We start from the raw sequence: 16508 nt of genomic DNA, 5'->3' as shown, positions 1-16508 counted from the left end.
TGTCAGGGCGTTGCGGTGCCGCCGTCACCCTCCGAGGGATCGTCACCGGCCTGCTCGGCCAGGAACTTCTCGAATTCGGCGCCCAGTTCATCGCCGCTCGGTAGGTCTTCGTCCCGGGCGAGCAGCGAACGGTTCTCCTGAGCTGCGACGAACGCATCGTACTGGCGCTCCAACGCGGTCACCACTTGAGCGACCTCGGTGCTGGACTCGACCTGCTCGTTGATCTTGGTGTGCACCTCGGCGGCGGCCTCACCGAGCGCGGCCAGCGGGATCTGCAGCGCAGCGGCCCGCGCGACCTCGGCCAGCAGCGCCTCCGCGGCGGGCGGGTAGTCGGTCTGAGCCAGGTAGTGCGGCACGTGCACCGTGAAGCCCATGGCCTCGTGGCCGTGCTGCGCCATCCGGAACTCGAGCAGATTCGACACGCTGCCAGGCACCTGAACCTCGCCGACCCAGGGCTCGTGGCCGGCGATCAACTCCTTGTCGGCGGCATGCGCCGTCATGGTCACCGGACGGGTGTGCGGCACCGCCATCGGGATCGTGCCCAGGCCGATCACCCGGCGGACGCCGAGCCGTTCCGACAGCAGTCGCACGGCGGTGACGAACCGCTCCCACTTGAGGTCCGGCTCGAGGCCAGCCAACAGCAGGAACGGCGTTCCGACGCTGTCGTGCAGCGCGTACAAGTTCAGTTCCGGCGTCTCGTAATGCGTGAAGTGGTCGGTCTTGAACGTCATCAGCGGACGGCGCGACCGGTAGTCGAGCAGATCGTCAATCGCGAACGACGCGACGAGTTCGGTGTCGAGCGCGTTCTTCAGGTGCTCGGCGGCAAGCTTGATCGCGTGCCCGGCATCGGAGAACCCCTCCAGCGCGTGGATCATCACCGGCCCGCGGCCGTCTGCCGCCGACAGCTGGGGTGCCGGGAACTCGAGTTCGTACATCCCGCTCTGGTCTGGCTGATACTGCTGCTCTGGACTGTTCGGATCGTCCGTCATCGTGCTTCGCCTCCTCACCACGCCCATGGGCCGATCGTCTGACCCGCGCCTGTTCACCCCAGTGTCCCGCACTCGGGCATCGGCGCCACGTCAGCCCCGGTACCCGTTGGCAACGTCGTCGAACCGGGAGGCATTCCGGAGCACTGCCGGGCCGACGCCGGTCGGGCACTATCGGGGGGTGTGGATCCGGTCGCTCGTGTGCGTCGCGCTCGCGATGGTCGCGGTCGGCTGCTCCCGCCAGGACGCGGCTCCGCGACCCTCGCAGCCCACGACGCAGGCGTCCGATGCGATCAGCGCGGCACCGGTCGCGCCGGACCGGCGGGTGGGTGCGCTGTTCCTCGGCGGTGAGACGCTGCACACGTGCTCGGGCTCGGTGCTGGACTCGGCGGCAGGCGACCTGATCCTGACCGCCGCACACTGCGTCGCCGACGGTGTCGACGCGTACTTCGTCCCGGGCTTCACTGGCGACGTCCAGCCCAACGACGCCTGGCACGTCGACGAGGTCTTCCTGGATCCGCGGTGGCTGGCAGATCAGAATCCGTTGGCGGACTTCGCGATTGGGCGCGTGAGCCGGGATGGCGGCGGGTCCGTCCGGGACGCCGCCGGCGGTGGCTACACATTAGGCCGGGCACCCGCGGTGGGCGCCGACGTCGCGGTCACCGGCTACCCGATGGGCGTCGGCGGCGGACCGATCGGCTGCCGTACGACGATCGCCGCCCACGACGAGACCTTCCCGTCGCTGCGGTGCGCCGGCCTGGTCGACGGGACCAGCGGGTCGCCGTGGGTGTCGGGTCGGACCGTCGCGGGCATCACCGGGGGATTGGACGGCGGGGGCTGCCACGACGACGTCTCCTACTCACCGCCGTTCGACGACGCCGTTGCCCGGTTGCTCGCCCGTGCAGAGGCCGGAGGCGAGGCCGACAGGGCGCCGGACGCGTTCGGTGACGACTGCTAGCGGCGGAACTGGCTGAGCGCGCGCAGCTTGTTCATCACGTCGAGCGCGGCGACCTTGTAGGCCTCGGAGAACGTGGGGTAGTTGAACACCGCGTCGACCAGGTACTCGACTGTGCCGCCGCAGCCCATGACCGCCTGGCCGATGTGCACCATCTCGGTGGCGTTGGTACCGAAGATGTGGACGCCGAGCAGGCGGAGGTCATCGGTGGAGACCAGCAGCTTGAGCATGCCGTAGGAGTCACCTGCGATCTGCCCGCGGGCAAGCTCGCGGTAGCGGGACACGCCCACCTCGTAGGGCACCGACTCCTTGGTGAGGTCGACCTCCGTGGCGCCGACGTAGGACACCTCGGGGATCGAGTAGATGCCGATGGGTTGCAGTTCGGTCATGCCCTTGCAGGGCTCGCCGAACGCGTGGTACGCCGCCAGCCTGCCCTGGTCCATCGACGTGGCGGCCAGCGCGGGGAACCCAATGACGTCGCCGACGGCGTAGATGTGGTCGACCTTCGTCTGGTAGTCGTCGTCGACGAAGATCCGGCCGCGTGCGTCGGCCTCGAGCCCCGCCGCGGGGAGGTCGAGGTGGTCGGTCTGACCCTGTCGCCCAGCGGAGTACATCACGGTGTCAGCCGGGATCTGCTTGCCGCTCGCCAGCGTGGTGACGGTGCCGCCCGTGCCGACGTCGACCGCGGTGACTTCCTCGCCGAACCGGAACGTGACCGCGAGGTCGCGCAGGTGGAACCGCAGCGCTTCGACGATCTCCGGGTCGCAGAAGTCGAGCATCGTGGCGCGCTTCTCGACCACGGTCACCTTGGTGCCGAGCGCGGCGAACATCGACGCGTACTCGATGCCGATCACGCCGGCGCCGACGACGACCATCGACGACGGGATGGTCTCGAGGTCCAGGATCCCGTCGCTGTCGAGGACGCGTTCGGTGTCGAAGTCGACGCCCGCCGGCCGGAGCGGCCTTGTGCCGGTGGCGATCACGATGTTGCGGCCCGCCAAGGTGATTCGCTCCGCGCGGGACGGATCCTCCACCACCAGGGAGTGCTCGTCGATGAAGCGGGCGTGACCCTCGTAGAGGTCGATGCGGTTGCGCATCAGCTGCGATCGGACGACGTCGATCTCCTTGCCGATCACGTGCTGGGTGCGGGCCAGCAGGTCGGCGGGGGTGATCTTCTCCTTGACCCGGTAGCTCGCCCCGTACAGCTCACGCTGGCTCATCCCGGTCAGATAGACGACGGCCTCGCGCAGGGTCTTCGACGGGATGGTGCCGGTGTTGACGCAGACCCCGCCGAGCATGCGGCCGCGTTCGATGATGGCGACCGACTTGCCGAGCTTGGCCGCGGCGATGGCGGCCTTCTGTCCGCCCGGGCCGGACCCGATGACGACGAGGTCGTACTCCTGCGTGGAACCCATGGGAGTAGTCCTACGCGGCCCGGGTCCCGGGAAGATGCCGTGGACGTCAACAACGCGTGAACATCACCACCGCCAGGGAGCCGGCCGGCTAGGGCATCGGAGTGTCGGAAACCGTTAGCAAACATAACGAAGGATTGATTTCCGAGAGAGGTCGGGATCTTTCTGCGAAAAGTGGGTTGGATCGTCAATTTCGTTGGGTACCCCGGCCACACAGCAAACGAGCGCCCCGGCGGCCGTCGGGACCCGAGCGGATTGGAACGTGACATGAGCACCGACGGACTGACCACCGAAGAACTCCTCGCCGAGAGCGCGATCGCGTTGCCGGACAAGGAAGTCGTCTCCATCCTCGACCTGAACGCCGACGTCGACGTCGCGATCGACGCGGCCTCGCCCATCGATCTGGCCGCCGCGGCCAATCTGAACGTCGCCGCGCCGATCGATGCGGCCGCCAGCGCGAACGTCTTGTCCGAAGGCTCCGGGGCGCAAGCGACCGTGGACCAGGGCGTCATGCTGGACCAGACGCTCGCCGCCGACGCCTTCGCCACGTCCAACCAGGTCAGCGACATCGGACAGGGGGGCATGGACACCGACGACGACGAGACCGGCACGGTCACCGATCCGAGCACCGACGGCACCGACGGAACGACCGACCCGGGCGGCGTGGTGACCGAACCCGCCATCGACACCAGCACCGGCGGGCTCCTCGACGGCAACCTGCTCAACGTCAACGTGAACGTCGACCTCGACACCGACCTGGCGGCCCCGATCAGTGGTGCGGTCGCCGCGAACGCCAACGTCGCCGCGCCCATCAACGCCGGTGTGGCGGCCAACATCGGCTCGATCGACTCCGATGCCATCGCCGATGCGCAGCAGGACGCGATCATCAACCAGAGCATCACCGGTGAGGCCAACGCGACGGCCAACCAGGACTCGACCATCTCGCAGGGCGACTCGACCGGCAGCACGGGCAGCACGGCGGGTGACTCCGGCAGCTCGGCGGGCAGCACCGGCGATGCCGGCTCGAGCAGCAGCTCGGGGGACTCGGGCGCCTGACGGCTGACCGACGAGCTGCGACCGCACCGGGAGAACTGAAATGACGGTGTCCACGCATGGATCGGAATCGGTCGACGCCGGTCCGAGGCGCGCCGACGGGGTCGAGCTGATCGGAGAGATGGCGGGATCCGGTTACCGGGTTCCGCCGTCTCTAGCTCGTCGAGCGGACGGGCAGACGGTCCAACTCACGCCGCTGCTCTACGCCATCCTTCGGGAGAGCGACGGGCACCACAGCTCCGCCGACATCGCCGCTGCGGTGTCGGAGTCGACCGGCCGAACGGTCAGTGCCGACAACGTCGACCACCTGGTCGACAAGCAGCTGCGGCCGCTGGGTCTGCTGGTGCGGGCAGACGGCGGACAGCCCGTACTGAAGAAGCGCAATCCGTTGCTAGGACTGCGCTTTCGCTACGCGGTGACCGATCCGGACCGCACCCGCCGCCTCACCGACCCGTTCCGCGTCCTGTTCCGGCCACGGGTTGTCGTACCGATGCTGGCTGCGTTCGCCGTCGTGTGCTGGTGGGTCTTCCTCGAGAAGGGCCTGGCGTCGGCGGCCTATGACGCCTTCGAGCGTCCGGGGCTGCTGATCCTGGTCTTCGCCGTCACCATCGCGTCCGCGGGCTTCCACGAGTTCGGGCACGCCGCGGCAGCGCGGTACGGCGGCTCCACGCCCGGGGTCATGGGCGTCGGCCTCTACCTGGTGTGGCCGGCGTTCTACACCGACGTCACCGACTCCTATCGCCTCGGCCGGGCCGGTCGGGTGCGCACCGACCTCGGCGGGCTCTACTTCAACGCGATAGTCGCCGTTGGCATCACCGCACTGTGGTGGTGGCTGCGCTACGACGCCCTGCTGCTCGTCGTCGCGACTCAGATCCTGCAGATGCTGCGCCAACTGGCGCCCATGGTGCGTTTCGACGGCTACCACGTGCTCGCCGACCTCACGGGCGTGCCCGACCTGTACTCGCGCATCAAGCCGACACTCCTCGGCGCGCTGCCGTGGCGGTGGGGTGACCCCGGTGCCCGCCTGCTCAAGCCCTGGGCCCGGATTCTGGTCACCTGCTGGGTGATCGTGGTGATCCCGCTCCTCCTCAGCGCGCTCGCCGCGGCCGTCATCGCGCTTCCACGTCTGATCGGCACCGCGTGGGCGAGCCTGGGCAGACAGCAGGACGTGCTCGGTACGGCGTGGGCCGAGGGCGACATGGTCCAGGCCACCGCACGGGTGCTGGCGATGGTGGCCATCGTCATCCCCGTCGCCGGTGTGCTCTACATGCTGATCCGGTTCGTCCGGCAGTCGAGTTCCGCGGCGTGGACGAGTACCGAGGGCAAGCCGGTGAGGCGAATCCTGGTCGCAGCATTGGGCGTCGCCGTCGTCGGCGCGGTGGGCTACGCCTGGCTGCCGCGGGAGGACAACTACCGGCCGATCAGCCCGGACGAGCGGGGCACGATCGGCGACATCGTCTACGCGTTGGACAGCGATCGGATCGCCGAACCGGTCACCGGGGACGTCGCACCCCGCGCGGTGTCGGCTCCCACCCTCTTCAAGGGCAAGCAGGGTGTCCTGCAGGCGGTTTGGGACACAAATACCCCGCGCCCGGTCAAGCGGGCACCCGAACTCGCCGTCATCCTCGTACCGAAGGCGCCCGCGGCGCCCGGCGGCGGCGGCGGTGGATACGCCGCCACCGCGGCGACCCCCGGCGCAGACCAGGGCTGGGTCTTCCCGGTCGACAAGCCACTGGCCCCCGGCCCGGGTGACACGCAGGCGCTGGCGGTCAACACCACCGACGGCACCACGGAGTACGAGGCCGCGTTCGCCATGGTGTGGACCACCGACGAGACCGATGTCACGAACGTCAACGAAGCCCAGGCCTACGCGTCGTGTTCGTCGTGTTCGGCCGTGGCCGTCGCGTTCCAGGTCGTCTTCGTCATCGACGAGGACGAGGCGGGCGACAACGTAGTAGCGCCGCAGAACCTCGCCGGCGCGCTGAACTACGACTGCGTGAACTGTCTGACCTACGCGCTGGCCCGGCAGTTGTTCGTCACGCTCGACGAGCCGCTGTCGGAGGAGGCGATGGCCGAACTCGACGCCCTGTGGACGGAGATCGCCGCCTACGGCGAGGCCATCGAAGCGGGCGAGGTGCCGCCGGAGGAGATCGAAGCCCAGCTCGATGCCTACGAGACCAGGATCAAGGCCATCGTGGAGGCGGATCAGCCGGGAACGTTCCCCACCTCGACGGCGACCGCGGACGCGACCACCAGTGCGCCCAGCAGCACCGCACCGTCGTCGACGGCGGCATCGGTCGCACCGACGGCGCCGAGCGCACCTGCGGACGTTCCCGTCGAGGGGTCGACGGTCGCGGAGCCCAGCGCGTCGACCGAACCGACGGCCGATCCGACCGCGACGAACGAGGTCACCGCGCCGACGGGGACTGCGCCCACCGGCACGGCCACCGACGGTTCGACGACCACGGGGTCGACCACCGACGGCGGCACGACCGGTGGCTCCACCACGGACGGCTCCACCACCGGCGGCACGGATTCGGCGGGAACCGGTTCCACGGACGGCTCGGGTTCGTCGCCGTAGGCGGCGACCCGGCAGATCCATCCCCAGTCGCGGGTTCGTCCACAGCGGGCACCCGTCGGCGGGTTCGCGGCACGGGTTTCGACGGTGCCGTGCGGTGACCTTGGTCCATGACGACCTCACCCGACTCCGACTTCCACCTGAATCGACCTGGGGCGCTGATCGCCGCGCTACCCGCCGTGCTGGGCTTCGTCCCCGAACAATCGCTCGTCCTGGTCACCCTCGACCGCGGCGAGCTGGGCTGCGTGATGCGCGTGGACCTCGACACGGCCCTCGACGACCACTTGGCACACCTGGCCGAGGTGGCTGCGAGGGGAGCGCCCGAGGCGGCCATAGCGGTCATCGTGGACGAGCTGGGTGCGGGCTGCCGCATGTGCAACGACGACCACCGATTCCTCGCCGAGGTACTCACCGACGCCCTGGACGGCCAGGGCATCGAGTTGCGCGACGTCCACGTCGTCGAGCGGATCGCCGCCGGTGCGCGGTGGCATTGCGCCGACGGGTGCGGCCGCGGTGGGTCCGTGGAGGATCCGTCGTCCTCGCCGGTGGCCGCGGCGGCCGTGCTGGACGGCCGCCGGCTCTACCAGCGCCGCTCCGAACTGCAGGACGTGATCGCCATCTCCGACGCGGACCACACCGCGGCGCTCGAGGCCGCGATCGTCGAGGCGATGGCGGCACGCGCCAAACGGCCACGCGACGACGCGGCCACGCGGGCGGACGTCGAAGCGGCGATGGTCGCCGCGTCGGCGGCGGCGCGGGGCGAGCGGCCGTCGGACGCCGATGCCGCACGCCTGGCGTGTGCGCTGCGCAATCCACACGTGCGCGACGTGCTCTACGCGCTGGCGGTGGGATCGAAGGCCGCACAGGGGGAGTCGCTGTGGTCGACGTTGGCGCGCAGCCTGCCGAGCCCGTGGCGCGCCGACGCACTGGTGCTGTTGGCGTTCTCGGCCTACGCCCGTGGCGACGGCCCGCTGGCGGGCATCTCGCTGGATGCGGCGATCGACTGCGATCCGACGCACGAGATGGCCCGGATGCTCGACGAGGCACTGCAGCGGGGGATGCGCCCGGAACAGATCCGCGAACTCGGGCTCAGCGGGTTCCGCGTGGCAGCGCGGATCGGCGTGTCGCTGCCGCCGCGTCAGCCCTTCGACCGACGGGCCGGTTAGACCTTCTCGACCTTGACCGCGTGGGCCATGTCGTGGGGGAGTTCGACCTGCTCGTGGCCGGGGATGACGATCATGACGCTGCCGTGTTCGCCGACCTGAACCGTCACACGGGCATTCGGCACGACGCCGGCATCCTTGAGCCTGCTGATCAGCCCGATGTCGCCTTGCACGTGCTCGGTCAGCTGACGGACGCGCACGGCGATCGGGAAGCCCACCGGTAGTTCGGTGAGCCGCACCAGGTTCATGTCCTCGGCGTTGGGGTGCGTGACGCCCAGATCCGACAGGCCGGGGATCGGGTTGCCGAACGGCGACGTCGTGGGGTTGTCCAGCACGCGCACCAGCCGGCGCTCGACGTCCTCGCTCATCACGTGTTCCCAGCGACAGGCCTCGGCGTGGACTTCCTCCCAGGGCAGTCCGATGACGTCGACCAGCAGCCGCTCGGCGAGCCGGTGCTTGCGCATCACGGAGACGGCCAGCGCGCGGCCCTTCTCGGTCAGTTCCAGGTGACGGTCGCCCGCCACGTGCAGCAGGCCGTCGCGCTCCATGCGGGACACGGTCTGGCTGACGGTCGGGCCGCTCTGCTCGAGGCGTTCGGCGATGCGGGCGCGCAGAGGCACCACGCCCTCTTCTTCGAGGTCGTAGATGGTCCGCAGATACATCTCGGTGGTGTCGATGAGATCGTTCATGGTGCCGCCCTCCGTCGCGGTCGAGTCTACCGGTGACGGACGTTGATCTGGGGTCCATCGCGCTCGCGTCACAATGTGATGCCCGCCGCGGGGTCGCGGCGGGCATCAACGGTGGTGTGCTTCGGCGCCTCTCGGCGCTGGGTGTCAGCTGGCGTAGGAGCGGAGTCGCTCGGCGCGATCGCCGTGGCGCAGCTTCGCCATGACCTCGCGCTCGATCTGACGGACCCGCTCGCGGGACAGCCCGAACAGCTTGCCGATCTGGTCCAGTGTGCGGGGCTGTCCGTCGTCGAGCCCGAAGCGCAGCCGGATCACCTGCTGCTCGCGCTCGTCGAGAGTGGCCAGCACGTGGCGGATGTCGGTGTGCAGCAGCTCGGAGATCACGGCGTTCTCGGCCGACATGGCCTCCGCGTCCTCGATGAAGTCACCCAGCGGTGCCTCCTCGTCGCTGCCGACCGGCATGTCCAGGCTCACCGGGTCGCGGCTGTGCTCGAGCAGATCGGCGATCTTCTCGGCCGGGATGCCCGACTCCTCGGCCAGTTCCTCGTCGGTGGCCTCACGGCCGAGGTTCTGGTGCATCTCGCGCTTGATGCGCGCCAGCTTGTTGACCTGCTCGACGAGGTGGACGGGAAGCCGGATGGTGCGGCTCTGGTCGGCCATGCCACGCGTGATCGCCTGGCGGATCCACCACGTCGCGTACGTCGAGAACTTGAAACCCTTGGCGTAGTCGAACTTCTCCATCGCGCGGATCAGGCCGAGGTTGCCCTCTTGGATCAGGTCGAGCAGCGGCATGCCGCGACCGGTGTAGCGCTTCGCCAGCGAGACGACCAGTCGGAGGTTGGCCTCCAGTAGGTGCCTGCGGGCGGCCTCACCGTCGCGGGCCACTGCCGCCAGGTCGCGCTTGCGTGCGTCGCCGAGCCGCTTCTTGGTAGCCAGCAGGTGTTGCGCGTACAGACCCGCCTCGATGCGCTTGGCCAACTCGACTTCGTCGGCAGCCGTCAGGAGGGCGGTCTTGCCGATGCCGTTCAGATACACGCGCACCAAGTCGGCGGCTGGGCTCTGGCTGTCCAAATCGGAATCTATACGGCTTGCGGTGGCAACCATTCAAGGCCTCCTGCTCGGCTGGAACTGTCATGGACTACAACGTCGTGATGGTCCAAAGAGTTCCCCGGGATTGCCGCTTACACACGTCCTGAGCTGCTGTTTTTCACCCTCGACCTGAGAATGTCCTGAGAAGTGGGCAAGATCTTCCTCAGTCGGGAACGTCGAACCGCGGCGGTGCCGGTTCGGCTTGGGAGATCGGTGCGCGATAACCCTGTAGGGCCGGCCGTTCCGCGGTGGGGAAGAGCGGAATCTTGCGCCGGTTGTCGAATCGACGTGGTTCCTCGGCCGTGCGCGGAGGACGGTCGTTGGCGATCAGCACGGCGATCCAGGGCAGCGGAATCGAGGCGACGAGGATCGCCAGCGAGATGAGTCCGTTGTGCCAGATGCCGTAGGCACCAGCAGCGAGCAGCAGCGCCGGGATGCGGAAGGACATGATCTTGAGGTACTTCCGCACCCGCTCACGGTGCTGCTCCTCGTAGGGAATTGCCGCACGAGTGATGAGAACCGGCCGACCATCGTCGTCGAAACTCAGCTCTTCGCCGTGTTTCATTACTCCACTGTTCCACACTGCGAGCCATTGAAACGGTCCGGTTTCTTACCGAACTCTTGCCGGGCACAATGGAGTCATGCAGACCGAGACCATCGAACGCACTGACACCGACGAACGGGTCGACGACGGTACCGACGACGACACCCCCAAGGTCTTCCACTACGTGAAGAAGAACAAGATCGCCGAGAGCGCGGTGATGGGAACGCACGTCGTCGCACTGTGCGGCGAGGTGTTCCCGGTGACGAAGTCCGCCAAGCCCGGTTCTCCGGTCTGCCCGGACTGCAAGCGGGTGTACGAGTCGCTCAAGAAGTAGCGGCAGGCGCGTCGGGGGCCGCGGTGGTCTTCGCTTCCCCGGCGTGTGAGCCGACGTCCGAGACCTTCTGCGCGCCACCCGACCTCGCTTCGGTCTTCTGCTCAAGCCAGCCCCGCAAGCGGCGCGCGTGGGTCTCGGGGGCCGGCCACTCCTCCTGGATCGCAGCGTTCAGTTCGGCGCCGATCATGATGGAGAAGCCGAGGAAGAATGCGAAGAGCAGGAAGGCGATCGGCGTCGCGAGTGCCCCGTAGGTGTAGCCCGTACCGGTGATCCAGGTCAGGTAGATCCGCAGTCCCAGGGTCGCCACCAGGAACACCGCGGCGGCCAGCAGTGAACCCCAGACGAGGCGTTGCGTCGGGAGCGGCCGGGGCAGTGACACCCGGTAGAGCAGCGTCATGGCGATGACGAGCCCGAGGAACAGCACCGGGAAGTAGCCGTAGCGCAGGACGCTGTCCCAACTCTGCGGGATGTATTCGGCGATCTTGAGTGGTCCGAGCGCGACAAACGGCGCCATCGCGATGATGCCGACGAGCATGATGATGTAGAGCCCCAACGCGTAAAAACGTTGTCGCACAGGGTGTCTCAGCGGCGTCTGATCGTGTGCCTCCACGACCGAGTCGACGAACGCCGAGACCGCCGACGATCCGGCCCACAGCGAGATCACGAACCCCAGGGACACGACCTCACCGCGGGCGCCCGCCACGATGTCGGAGATCGTCGGCTCGATGATCTCGCTGACCACGTTGTCCGAGAACAGGTTGCCCGCCGTGGCGATCAACTGGTTCTCGATGGTGAGCAAGGTGTTGGGCCCGAACAGCGGGGCGATGTAGACCAAGCTGCCCAGCATCCCGAGCAGCAGAGGGGGAAGCGACAGAGCACACCAGAACGCGGCTTGTGCCGACTCGGCGAATATCGAGTCGTCCCAACTCTTCGACAGAGTGCGCTTGAAGACCCGCCAAAGATGATGCTTGGACGGCTTCACGCGGGAAGGCTGGTCAGTCATGTCCAGACCAGCATTCCCGACGCGAGACGTTCATGCCCGTGCGGGCGCGCGAATCCGTCAGGATTCGAGCGGGCTTACCTCGATCACCGCGGCCAGCTCGACGAGCTTGGCCTCGTGTTCGTTTGCGTGATGCTGGCAGAACAACAGCTCAGCACCCGACGGCAGTACCGCTCGGACGCGGGCGGCCGCGCCGCAACGGTCACAGCGATCAGCCCGAGTTAGTTCTGGGCTGGTCAGAGTTGCGTTCATGGCTCCTCCTCCGGTCTCGCGTAGCTCTACTGTGTCAGACGTTTGGGCGTTCGGCGTTGTTCCCCAGACGTTCACCGGTGTGTCGTGTCTCACCTAGTACCCCGGTTGCCGGCCCCGCACACTGGGCGGATGATCACGACTTCGGCATTGCTGGTGCACCTGTGCACGACCGAGGAGTGGGACGAGGCGCTCGCCGCGGGCGAGCGTCGTCCGCCGTCGTTGAGCGAGGCCGGTTTCGTCCACCTCTCGGCGCCCGGCCAGGTGCACCTGCCCGCCAATCGGCTGTACGCCGGGCGCTGTGACATGCTGCTTCTCTGGTGTGACCCGGACGCGTTGGGTGCCGAGATCCTATGGGAGCCGGGCGTGCCCGGCGATCCCGAGGCCATGCGCTTCCCGCACCTCTACGGTCCGTTGCCCGCCGCCGCTGTGACGGAAGTCACCTCTTACGCACCGGGCGACGACGGTCGTTTCCCGCCGATCGCTCAGTCATCGACGTAGGCGTCGGCCTCGATCTCGATCAGCAGGTCCGGTGCGATCAGCGCCGACACCTCGACCATGGTGGCGACCGGCCGGACGTTGCCGAAGACCTCGCCGTGCACCACGGCGACCTCGCGCCACGACGACACGTCGGTGACGAACATGCGGGTGCGTACGACGTCGGTCAGCGCCGCCCCGCACTCGGCGAGCGCCGCCTCGATGCGGCGCAGGATCTCGCGGGTCTGCGCGCCGACGTCATCGCCCGGGGCCGTGGTGCCGGCGACGACCACCAGCGGACCCACCCGGACCGCACGCGAGTACCCGACCTCGTCCTCGAAGGGCGACCCGGACGACACGTTGATCCGGCGCACCGGTGGGCTCACGCCGGCAGCGCCTCGACGATGGACATTGGACCCGGGGTCGCGATGACGCGTTTGAGCCGGAACCCACCACGCGCCAGGAGGTCTGCGTACTCGCGTGCAGTGCGCTCGCGGCCGCCGGCGTGCACGAGCATCTCGAGGTCGAGCAGCATCCCGGGGTGCGGTGGTGCGCCTTCGGGCAGCACCATCTCGAATAGCAGGAGCTTGCCGCCATCGGCGATCGCGGTTCGGACGTTGCGCAGGATCGCCACTGCCTCCTCGTCGTCCCAGTCGTGGATGACGGTCTTCATCACGTAGGCGTCGGCGCCGTCGGGCACCGAGTCGAAGAACGACCCGTCCTCGACGGTGCACCGGTCGGCGACTCCTGCTGCCGCCAGGATCGGTCGGGCGCCCTCGACGACCGTTGGCAGGTCGAACAGCACGCCCCGCGCCGTGGGCGTCTGGGTCAGGATCTTCGCGAGCAGGGCGCCGTGGCCGCCGCCGACGTCGACGACGAGCTTGCGGTCCGCGAAATCGTAGAGGGGGACCGCGGTTTCGATGGCGACGGCGGACACGCCGGTCATGGCGTCGTTGAACACTGCGGCGTACTCCGGATTGGACTCGAGGTAGTCCCAGGCCGACATGCCTCGGAGGGCCTCCACGGCCGTCTGCCCGGTCCGCACCGAGTGCATCAGCCGGCTCCAGTGCTCCCAGTGCTCGGCGCGTCCGACGAGCTTGATCATTGGAGCCATCGACCCCTCGTGGTCCGATCGCAGCGCCTGCCCGACGCGGGTCAGGGCGAACCGTCCGTCGCGGCGCAGCGTCAGCACGCCGTTGGCGGCCAGCGCCCGCATCACCCGGTACGTCGCGTCGGGTTTGGCGTCGACCAGTTGGGCGACGTCGTCGGCGGTGCGCGGTCCGTCCCGCAGGGCGTCGGCGATACCGAGTTCCGCTGCGATGTAGAGCGCCTGGGTCAGCCATGCGCCCTGGGCCATCTCGAGTAGGACGATGTTGGGCGGCACGGCGGCTCGGCTCGCGTCGGTGAGCACCGAACGCACGCGTCCGATGCCGTCGATCAGCCAGGCGGGGGGCGCCTTGGGTTTGCTCGGCACGGTCATAGACCCTATCGGCGGGTGACGTCCGTCACAACGATCGAAAACGCAGGTTGACAGGTCTGCGCCCGAGTGTAACGGCGGTTCCCTAGACTGCCGGTATGGCAATCCTGTCTGGCTTCGCGCCGTGGATCGTGTACTGGGTCCTGGTGGGCAACGTCCCCTTCACCGCCGCCGTGTTGGTGGCGCTCGCGGTCGCCGTGGGTGCGCTCGTCGTCAGCCGCCGGCGCCGGGCGCCGGGCGGCACGCTCGAAATCGGTTCCGTGGCAATCTTCTTCGTGCTCGCCGTGGTGACGTTCATCGCGAGCGAGTCATTCGTGGAGCGGTGGATCCAGCCGTTGAGCAGCGCGGGCATCCTGCTCGTCGCATTGACCGGCGTCCTGGTGGGCAAGCCGTTCGTGCGCGAGTTCGCCGAGACCGATCAGCCCAAGGAGGTGCTCAACAGCGATCTGTTCGAACGGATCACCACGCTGGTGACGTGGATCTGGGTGGCGGCGTTCGCCGGGATGACGGTGTCGTCGGCGATCCCGCCGATCGTGCAGGGCGATGCGACCGTCCGGGACGCCGGGACGCCGCTGTCGTTCGTCTGCTACTGGGTGATCCCGTTCGTGCTGTTGGCCGCGGCCGTGCTGGCGGGCCGGGTGCTCACCGACCACATGGTGGCCGAGGCCACCAGCCCGCACACGGTGCGGCGCAGCTCGTTCGTCGCGTTCAAGGAACTCGGCATCGACGAGCTGCTGTACCTGGCGAAGGAGAAGGCCGACCGCGAGGTCGGTGCGGGCATGGAGGCCTACGCCGTGCAGGTCGGCGGCAAGGGGGTCCCGTTGACCGGTGACGAGTCCCGCGAGTCCTGGCCGGTGTCCTACAAGGTGCGCGAGCGGCGCTGAATCCAGCGCCGCCCTCGCAGTTCCTAGTCCAGGTAGTCGCGCAGCACCTGAGAACGGCTGGGGTGGCGCAACTTCGACATCGTCTTGCTCTCGATCTGGCGGATGCGCTCTCGCGTGACGCCGTAGACCTGGCCGATCTCGTCGAGGGTGCGGGGCTGCCCGTCGGTGAGGCCGAAGCGCAGCCGGACCACGCCTGCCTCGCGCTCGGACAGCGTCTCCAGCACCGACTGCAGCTGATCCTGCAGCAGGGTGAAGCTCACCGCGTCAACGGCCACCACGGCCTCGGAGTCCTCGATGAAGTCGCCGAGCTGGCTGTCGCCCTCGTCGCCGATCGTCTGGTCCAGCGAGATCGGCTCACGCGCGTACTGCTGGATCTCCAGCACCTTCTCGGGCGTGATGTCCATTTCCTTGGCCAGCTCTTCTGGCGTGGGCTCGCGGCCCAGGTCCTGGAGCAGCTCGCGCTGGATGCGGCCGAGCTTGTTGATGACCTCGACCATGTGCACCGGGATGCGGATGGTGCGGGCCTGGTCGGCCATGGCGCGGGTGATGGCCTGGCGGATCCACCACGTGGCGTACGTGGAGAACTTGTAGCCCTTGGTGTAGTCGAACTTCTCGACCGCGCGGATCAGGCCGAGGTTGCCCTCCTGGATGAGATCCAGGAACGCCATGCCACGACCGGTGTAGCGCTTGGCCAGCGACACCACCAGACGCAGGTTGGCCTCGAGCAGGTGGTTCTTCGCCCGGTCGCCGTCACGCTGAATCCACTGGTAGTCACGACGCACCTGCGTCGTGATCTTCTCGCCCTTCTCGGCGAACTCGGCGAACTTCTGCGTCGCATAGAGGCCGGCCTCGATGCGCTTGGCCAGCTCGACCTCTTCCTCGGCGTTCAGCAGGGCGACCTTGCCGATCTGCTTCAGGTACGCGCGGACCGAGTCGGCGGAGGCGGTGAGTTCGGCGTCCTTGCGGGCCTGGCGCAGCGCCTCGGATTCCTCTTCGTCCCATACGAAGTCACCGGAGGCCTTGTCCTTCTCGGTCGGCTCGGTGATGTCCTCGTCGGCTTCCTCGGCATCGGCCTTCGCGGGCTCGGCGACCTTGGCCACCGGCTTGTCGGTAGGCGCCACCTCGGCGTCGTCACCGTCGAGGTCGTCGAGTTCGAGATCGGCTTCCTCGACCTCGATGTCGGCCGGTTCGCCTTCGAGTACGTCGGCACCGTCGAGTTCGGTCGACTCGACGTCGTCCTCGGCACCCTTCTTGGCTGCGTCGGTCTTGGCGCGCGGTGCGCGGCCAGCGGCCTTCTTCGCGGCTGCTGGGGAATCGGCCTTGGCGCGAACCGACTTCGTCGCCTTCTTCGCGGGAGCCTTGGCAGCTGCCTTCTTGGCCGGCGCCTTCGTGGCCGCGCGCTTCGCAGGCTCTTCGGTGTCGTGCTCTACCTTCGTCGCTGCCACGGGCACCCCTTCGGTCTTGCGGTCGGTGGCGTGGGCGTGCGCCACCGAAAAATTAGTCGGCTGTCGAATGCTGGCGTGATATCAGTTCGGATACGCGCCGCTAGCGTTGTGCGGCCGCCGGAGACCATTGTAACGACAGAGTGGGCAACCGCCCGCCTCGCTGGCGATTTCTCGAT

At 68.3% G+C, this 16508-nt stretch carries 17 protein-coding genes; 7 read left to right on the top strand and 10 right to left on the bottom strand.

What is annotated here, in order from left to right; translation table 11 throughout:
- Positions 1-2: 2 nt before the first annotated feature.
- On the bottom strand, positions 3-989 hold the full coding sequence (locus tag G6N61_RS07690) for a proteasome assembly chaperone family protein (RefSeq protein ID WP_163917993.1): 987 nt from the start codon (positions 987-989) through the stop codon (positions 3-5).
- A 178-nt stretch (positions 990-1167) separates the two neighbouring features.
- On the opposite strand from G6N61_RS07690, the gene G6N61_RS07685 reads away from it, so the two are divergent.
- Positions 1168-1944, top strand: coding sequence for a trypsin-like serine peptidase (locus G6N61_RS07685; protein WP_235887446.1), 777 nt, complete (start codon positions 1168-1170; stop codon positions 1942-1944).
- On the opposite strand, the gene sthA is transcribed toward G6N61_RS07685, so the two are convergent.
- A complete protein-coding gene (gene sthA, locus G6N61_RS07680; protein WP_163917992.1) occupies positions 1941-3356 on the bottom strand; it encodes a Si-specific NAD(P)(+) transhydrogenase in 1416 nt (471 codons plus the stop codon). The genes G6N61_RS07685 and sthA overlap by 4 nt on opposite strands.
- A 264-nt stretch (positions 3357-3620) precedes the next feature.
- Here sthA and G6N61_RS07675 point away from each other — a divergent pair, with 264 nt between their 5' ends.
- The 3 genes from G6N61_RS07675 to G6N61_RS07665 all read left to right on the top strand — a co-directional run bounded on the left by G6N61_RS07675 (position 3621) and on the right by G6N61_RS07665 (position 8150).
- Positions 3621-4409 (top strand): peptidoglycan-binding protein, encoded by a 789-nt coding sequence (locus G6N61_RS07675; protein WP_163917991.1) that lies wholly within the window; start codon positions 3621-3623, stop codon positions 4407-4409.
- A 40-nt stretch (positions 4410-4449) separates the two neighbouring features.
- Complete coding sequence (locus G6N61_RS07670) at positions 4450-6987, top strand: zinc metalloprotease (protein WP_170314456.1); 2538 nt, start codon at positions 4450-4452, stop codon at positions 6985-6987.
- Between the two features lie 107 nt (positions 6988-7094).
- Positions 7095-8150, top strand: coding sequence for a DUF4192 domain-containing protein (locus tag G6N61_RS07665; RefSeq protein WP_163917990.1), 1056 nt, complete (start codon positions 7095-7097; stop codon positions 8148-8150).
- Here G6N61_RS07665 and G6N61_RS07660 read toward each other — a convergent pair.
- The 3 genes from G6N61_RS07660 to G6N61_RS07650 form a co-directional block, all read right to left on the bottom strand.
- Entirely contained in the window at positions 8147-8836 is a 690-nt protein-coding gene (locus G6N61_RS07660) for an iron-dependent transcriptional repressor DtxR (protein WP_163917989.1), read from the bottom strand. The two genes, G6N61_RS07665 and G6N61_RS07660, sit on opposite strands and share 4 nt — an antisense overlap.
- 144 nt (positions 8837-8980) lie before the next feature.
- On the bottom strand, positions 8981-9937 hold the full coding sequence (locus G6N61_RS07655; protein ID WP_163917988.1) for a sigma-70 family RNA polymerase sigma factor: 957 nt from the start codon (positions 9935-9937) through the stop codon (positions 8981-8983).
- Positions 9938-10085: 148 nt separating this feature from the next.
- The gene (locus G6N61_RS07650) at positions 10086-10487 is read right to left on the bottom strand and encodes a DUF3099 domain-containing protein (protein ID WP_163917987.1); all 402 of its coding nucleotides are present in this window, start codon (positions 10485-10487) and stop codon (positions 10086-10088) included.
- 76 nt (positions 10488-10563) lie between these two features.
- On the opposite strand from G6N61_RS07650, the gene G6N61_RS07645 reads away from it, so the two are divergent.
- Positions 10564-10800, top strand: coding sequence for a DUF3039 domain-containing protein (locus tag G6N61_RS07645; protein ID WP_163917986.1), 237 nt, complete (start codon positions 10564-10566; stop codon positions 10798-10800).
- Here the strand turns inward: G6N61_RS07645 and G6N61_RS07640 are convergent.
- Both G6N61_RS07640 and G6N61_RS07635 read right to left on the bottom strand, forming a co-directional pair.
- Positions 10790-11803: a YihY/virulence factor BrkB family protein gene (locus tag G6N61_RS07640; RefSeq protein ID WP_163917985.1), complete on the bottom strand. Its 1014-nt coding sequence runs from the start codon at positions 11801-11803 to the stop codon at positions 10790-10792. The two genes, G6N61_RS07645 and G6N61_RS07640, sit on opposite strands and share 11 nt — an antisense overlap.
- Positions 11804-11860: 57 nt before the next feature.
- A complete protein-coding gene (locus G6N61_RS07635; protein ID WP_163917984.1) occupies positions 11861-12052 on the bottom strand; it encodes a DUF7455 domain-containing protein in 192 nt (63 codons plus the stop codon).
- A 129-nt stretch (positions 12053-12181) separates the two neighbouring features.
- Between G6N61_RS07635 and G6N61_RS07630 the strand changes: the two genes are divergently transcribed.
- The gene (locus tag G6N61_RS07630) at positions 12182-12550 is read left to right on the top strand and encodes a DUF952 domain-containing protein (RefSeq protein ID WP_163917983.1); all 369 of its coding nucleotides are present in this window, start codon (positions 12182-12184) and stop codon (positions 12548-12550) included.
- Here the strand turns inward: G6N61_RS07630 and G6N61_RS07625 are convergent.
- Together G6N61_RS07625 and G6N61_RS07620 are read right to left on the bottom strand one after the other, a co-directional pair.
- Positions 12535-12912 (bottom strand): RidA family protein, encoded by a 378-nt coding sequence (locus G6N61_RS07625; protein WP_163917982.1) that lies wholly within the window; start codon positions 12910-12912, stop codon positions 12535-12537. The two genes, G6N61_RS07630 and G6N61_RS07625, sit on opposite strands and share 16 nt — an antisense overlap.
- Positions 12909-14006 (bottom strand): methyltransferase, encoded by a 1098-nt coding sequence (locus G6N61_RS07620; protein WP_163917981.1) that lies wholly within the window; start codon positions 14004-14006, stop codon positions 12909-12911. Before G6N61_RS07620 ends, G6N61_RS07625 begins: the two co-directional genes overlap by 4 nt.
- Positions 14007-14101: 95 nt before the next feature.
- Between G6N61_RS07620 and G6N61_RS07615 the strand changes: the two genes are divergently transcribed.
- Complete coding sequence (locus G6N61_RS07615; RefSeq protein WP_163917980.1) at positions 14102-14887, top strand: hypothetical protein; 786 nt, start codon at positions 14102-14104, stop codon at positions 14885-14887.
- A gap of 23 nt (positions 14888-14910) precedes the next feature.
- Here G6N61_RS07615 and G6N61_RS07610 read toward each other — a convergent pair whose 3' ends face one another.
- The gene (locus G6N61_RS07610; RefSeq protein WP_163917979.1) at positions 14911-16377 is read right to left on the bottom strand and encodes an RNA polymerase sigma factor; all 1467 of its coding nucleotides are present in this window, start codon (positions 16375-16377) and stop codon (positions 14911-14913) included.
- Positions 16378-16508 lie beyond the last annotated feature (131 nt).

It is taken from the genome of Mycolicibacterium arabiense, from assembly GCF_010731815.2.
In the GTDB taxonomy this organism is placed as follows: domain Bacteria; phylum Actinomycetota; class Actinomycetes; order Mycobacteriales; family Mycobacteriaceae; genus Mycobacterium; species Mycobacterium arabiense.
This window is presented reverse-complemented; position numbering and strand designations above follow the sequence as displayed.

Bases quoted from the DNA above. Each gene is read 5' to 3' on its own strand.
- G6N61_RS07675 (WP_163917991.1), top strand. From the start codon at position 3,621: ATGAGCACCGACGGACTGACCACCGAAGAACTCCTCGCCGAGAGCGCG.
- G6N61_RS07670 (WP_170314456.1), top strand. From the start codon at position 4,450: ATGACGGTGTCCACGCATGGATCGGAATCGGTCGACGCCGGTCCGAGG.
- G6N61_RS07655 (WP_163917988.1), bottom strand. From the start codon at position 9,937: ATGGTTGCCACCGCAAGCCGTATAGATTCCGATTTGGACAGCCAGAGC.
- G6N61_RS07690 (WP_163917993.1), bottom strand. From the start codon at position 989: ATGACGGACGATCCGAACAGTCCAGAGCAGCAGTATCAGCCAGACCAG.
- G6N61_RS07665 (WP_163917990.1), top strand. From the start codon at position 7,095: ATGACGACCTCACCCGACTCCGACTTCCACCTGAATCGACCTGGGGCG.
- G6N61_RS07650 (WP_163917987.1), bottom strand. From the start codon at position 10,487: ATGAAACACGGCGAAGAGCTGAGTTTCGACGACGATGGTCGGCCGGTT.
- G6N61_RS07630 (WP_163917983.1), top strand. From the start codon at position 12,182: ATGATCACGACTTCGGCATTGCTGGTGCACCTGTGCACGACCGAGGAG.
- G6N61_RS07640 (WP_163917985.1), bottom strand. From the start codon at position 11,803: ATGACTGACCAGCCTTCCCGCGTGAAGCCGTCCAAGCATCATCTTTGG.
- G6N61_RS07615 (WP_163917980.1), top strand. From the start codon at position 14,102: ATGGCAATCCTGTCTGGCTTCGCGCCGTGGATCGTGTACTGGGTCCTG.
- G6N61_RS07620 (WP_163917981.1), bottom strand. From the start codon at position 14,006: ATGACCGTGCCGAGCAAACCCAAGGCGCCCCCCGCCTGGCTGATCGAC.
- sthA (WP_163917992.1), bottom strand. From the start codon at position 3,356: ATGGGTTCCACGCAGGAGTACGACCTCGTCGTCATCGGGTCCGGCCCG.
- G6N61_RS07660 (WP_163917989.1), bottom strand. From the start codon at position 8,836: ATGAACGATCTCATCGACACCACCGAGATGTATCTGCGGACCATCTAC.
- G6N61_RS07635 (WP_163917984.1), bottom strand. From the start codon at position 12,052: ATGAACGCAACTCTGACCAGCCCAGAACTAACTCGGGCTGATCGCTGT.
- G6N61_RS07645 (WP_163917986.1), top strand. From the start codon at position 10,564: ATGCAGACCGAGACCATCGAACGCACTGACACCGACGAACGGGTCGAC.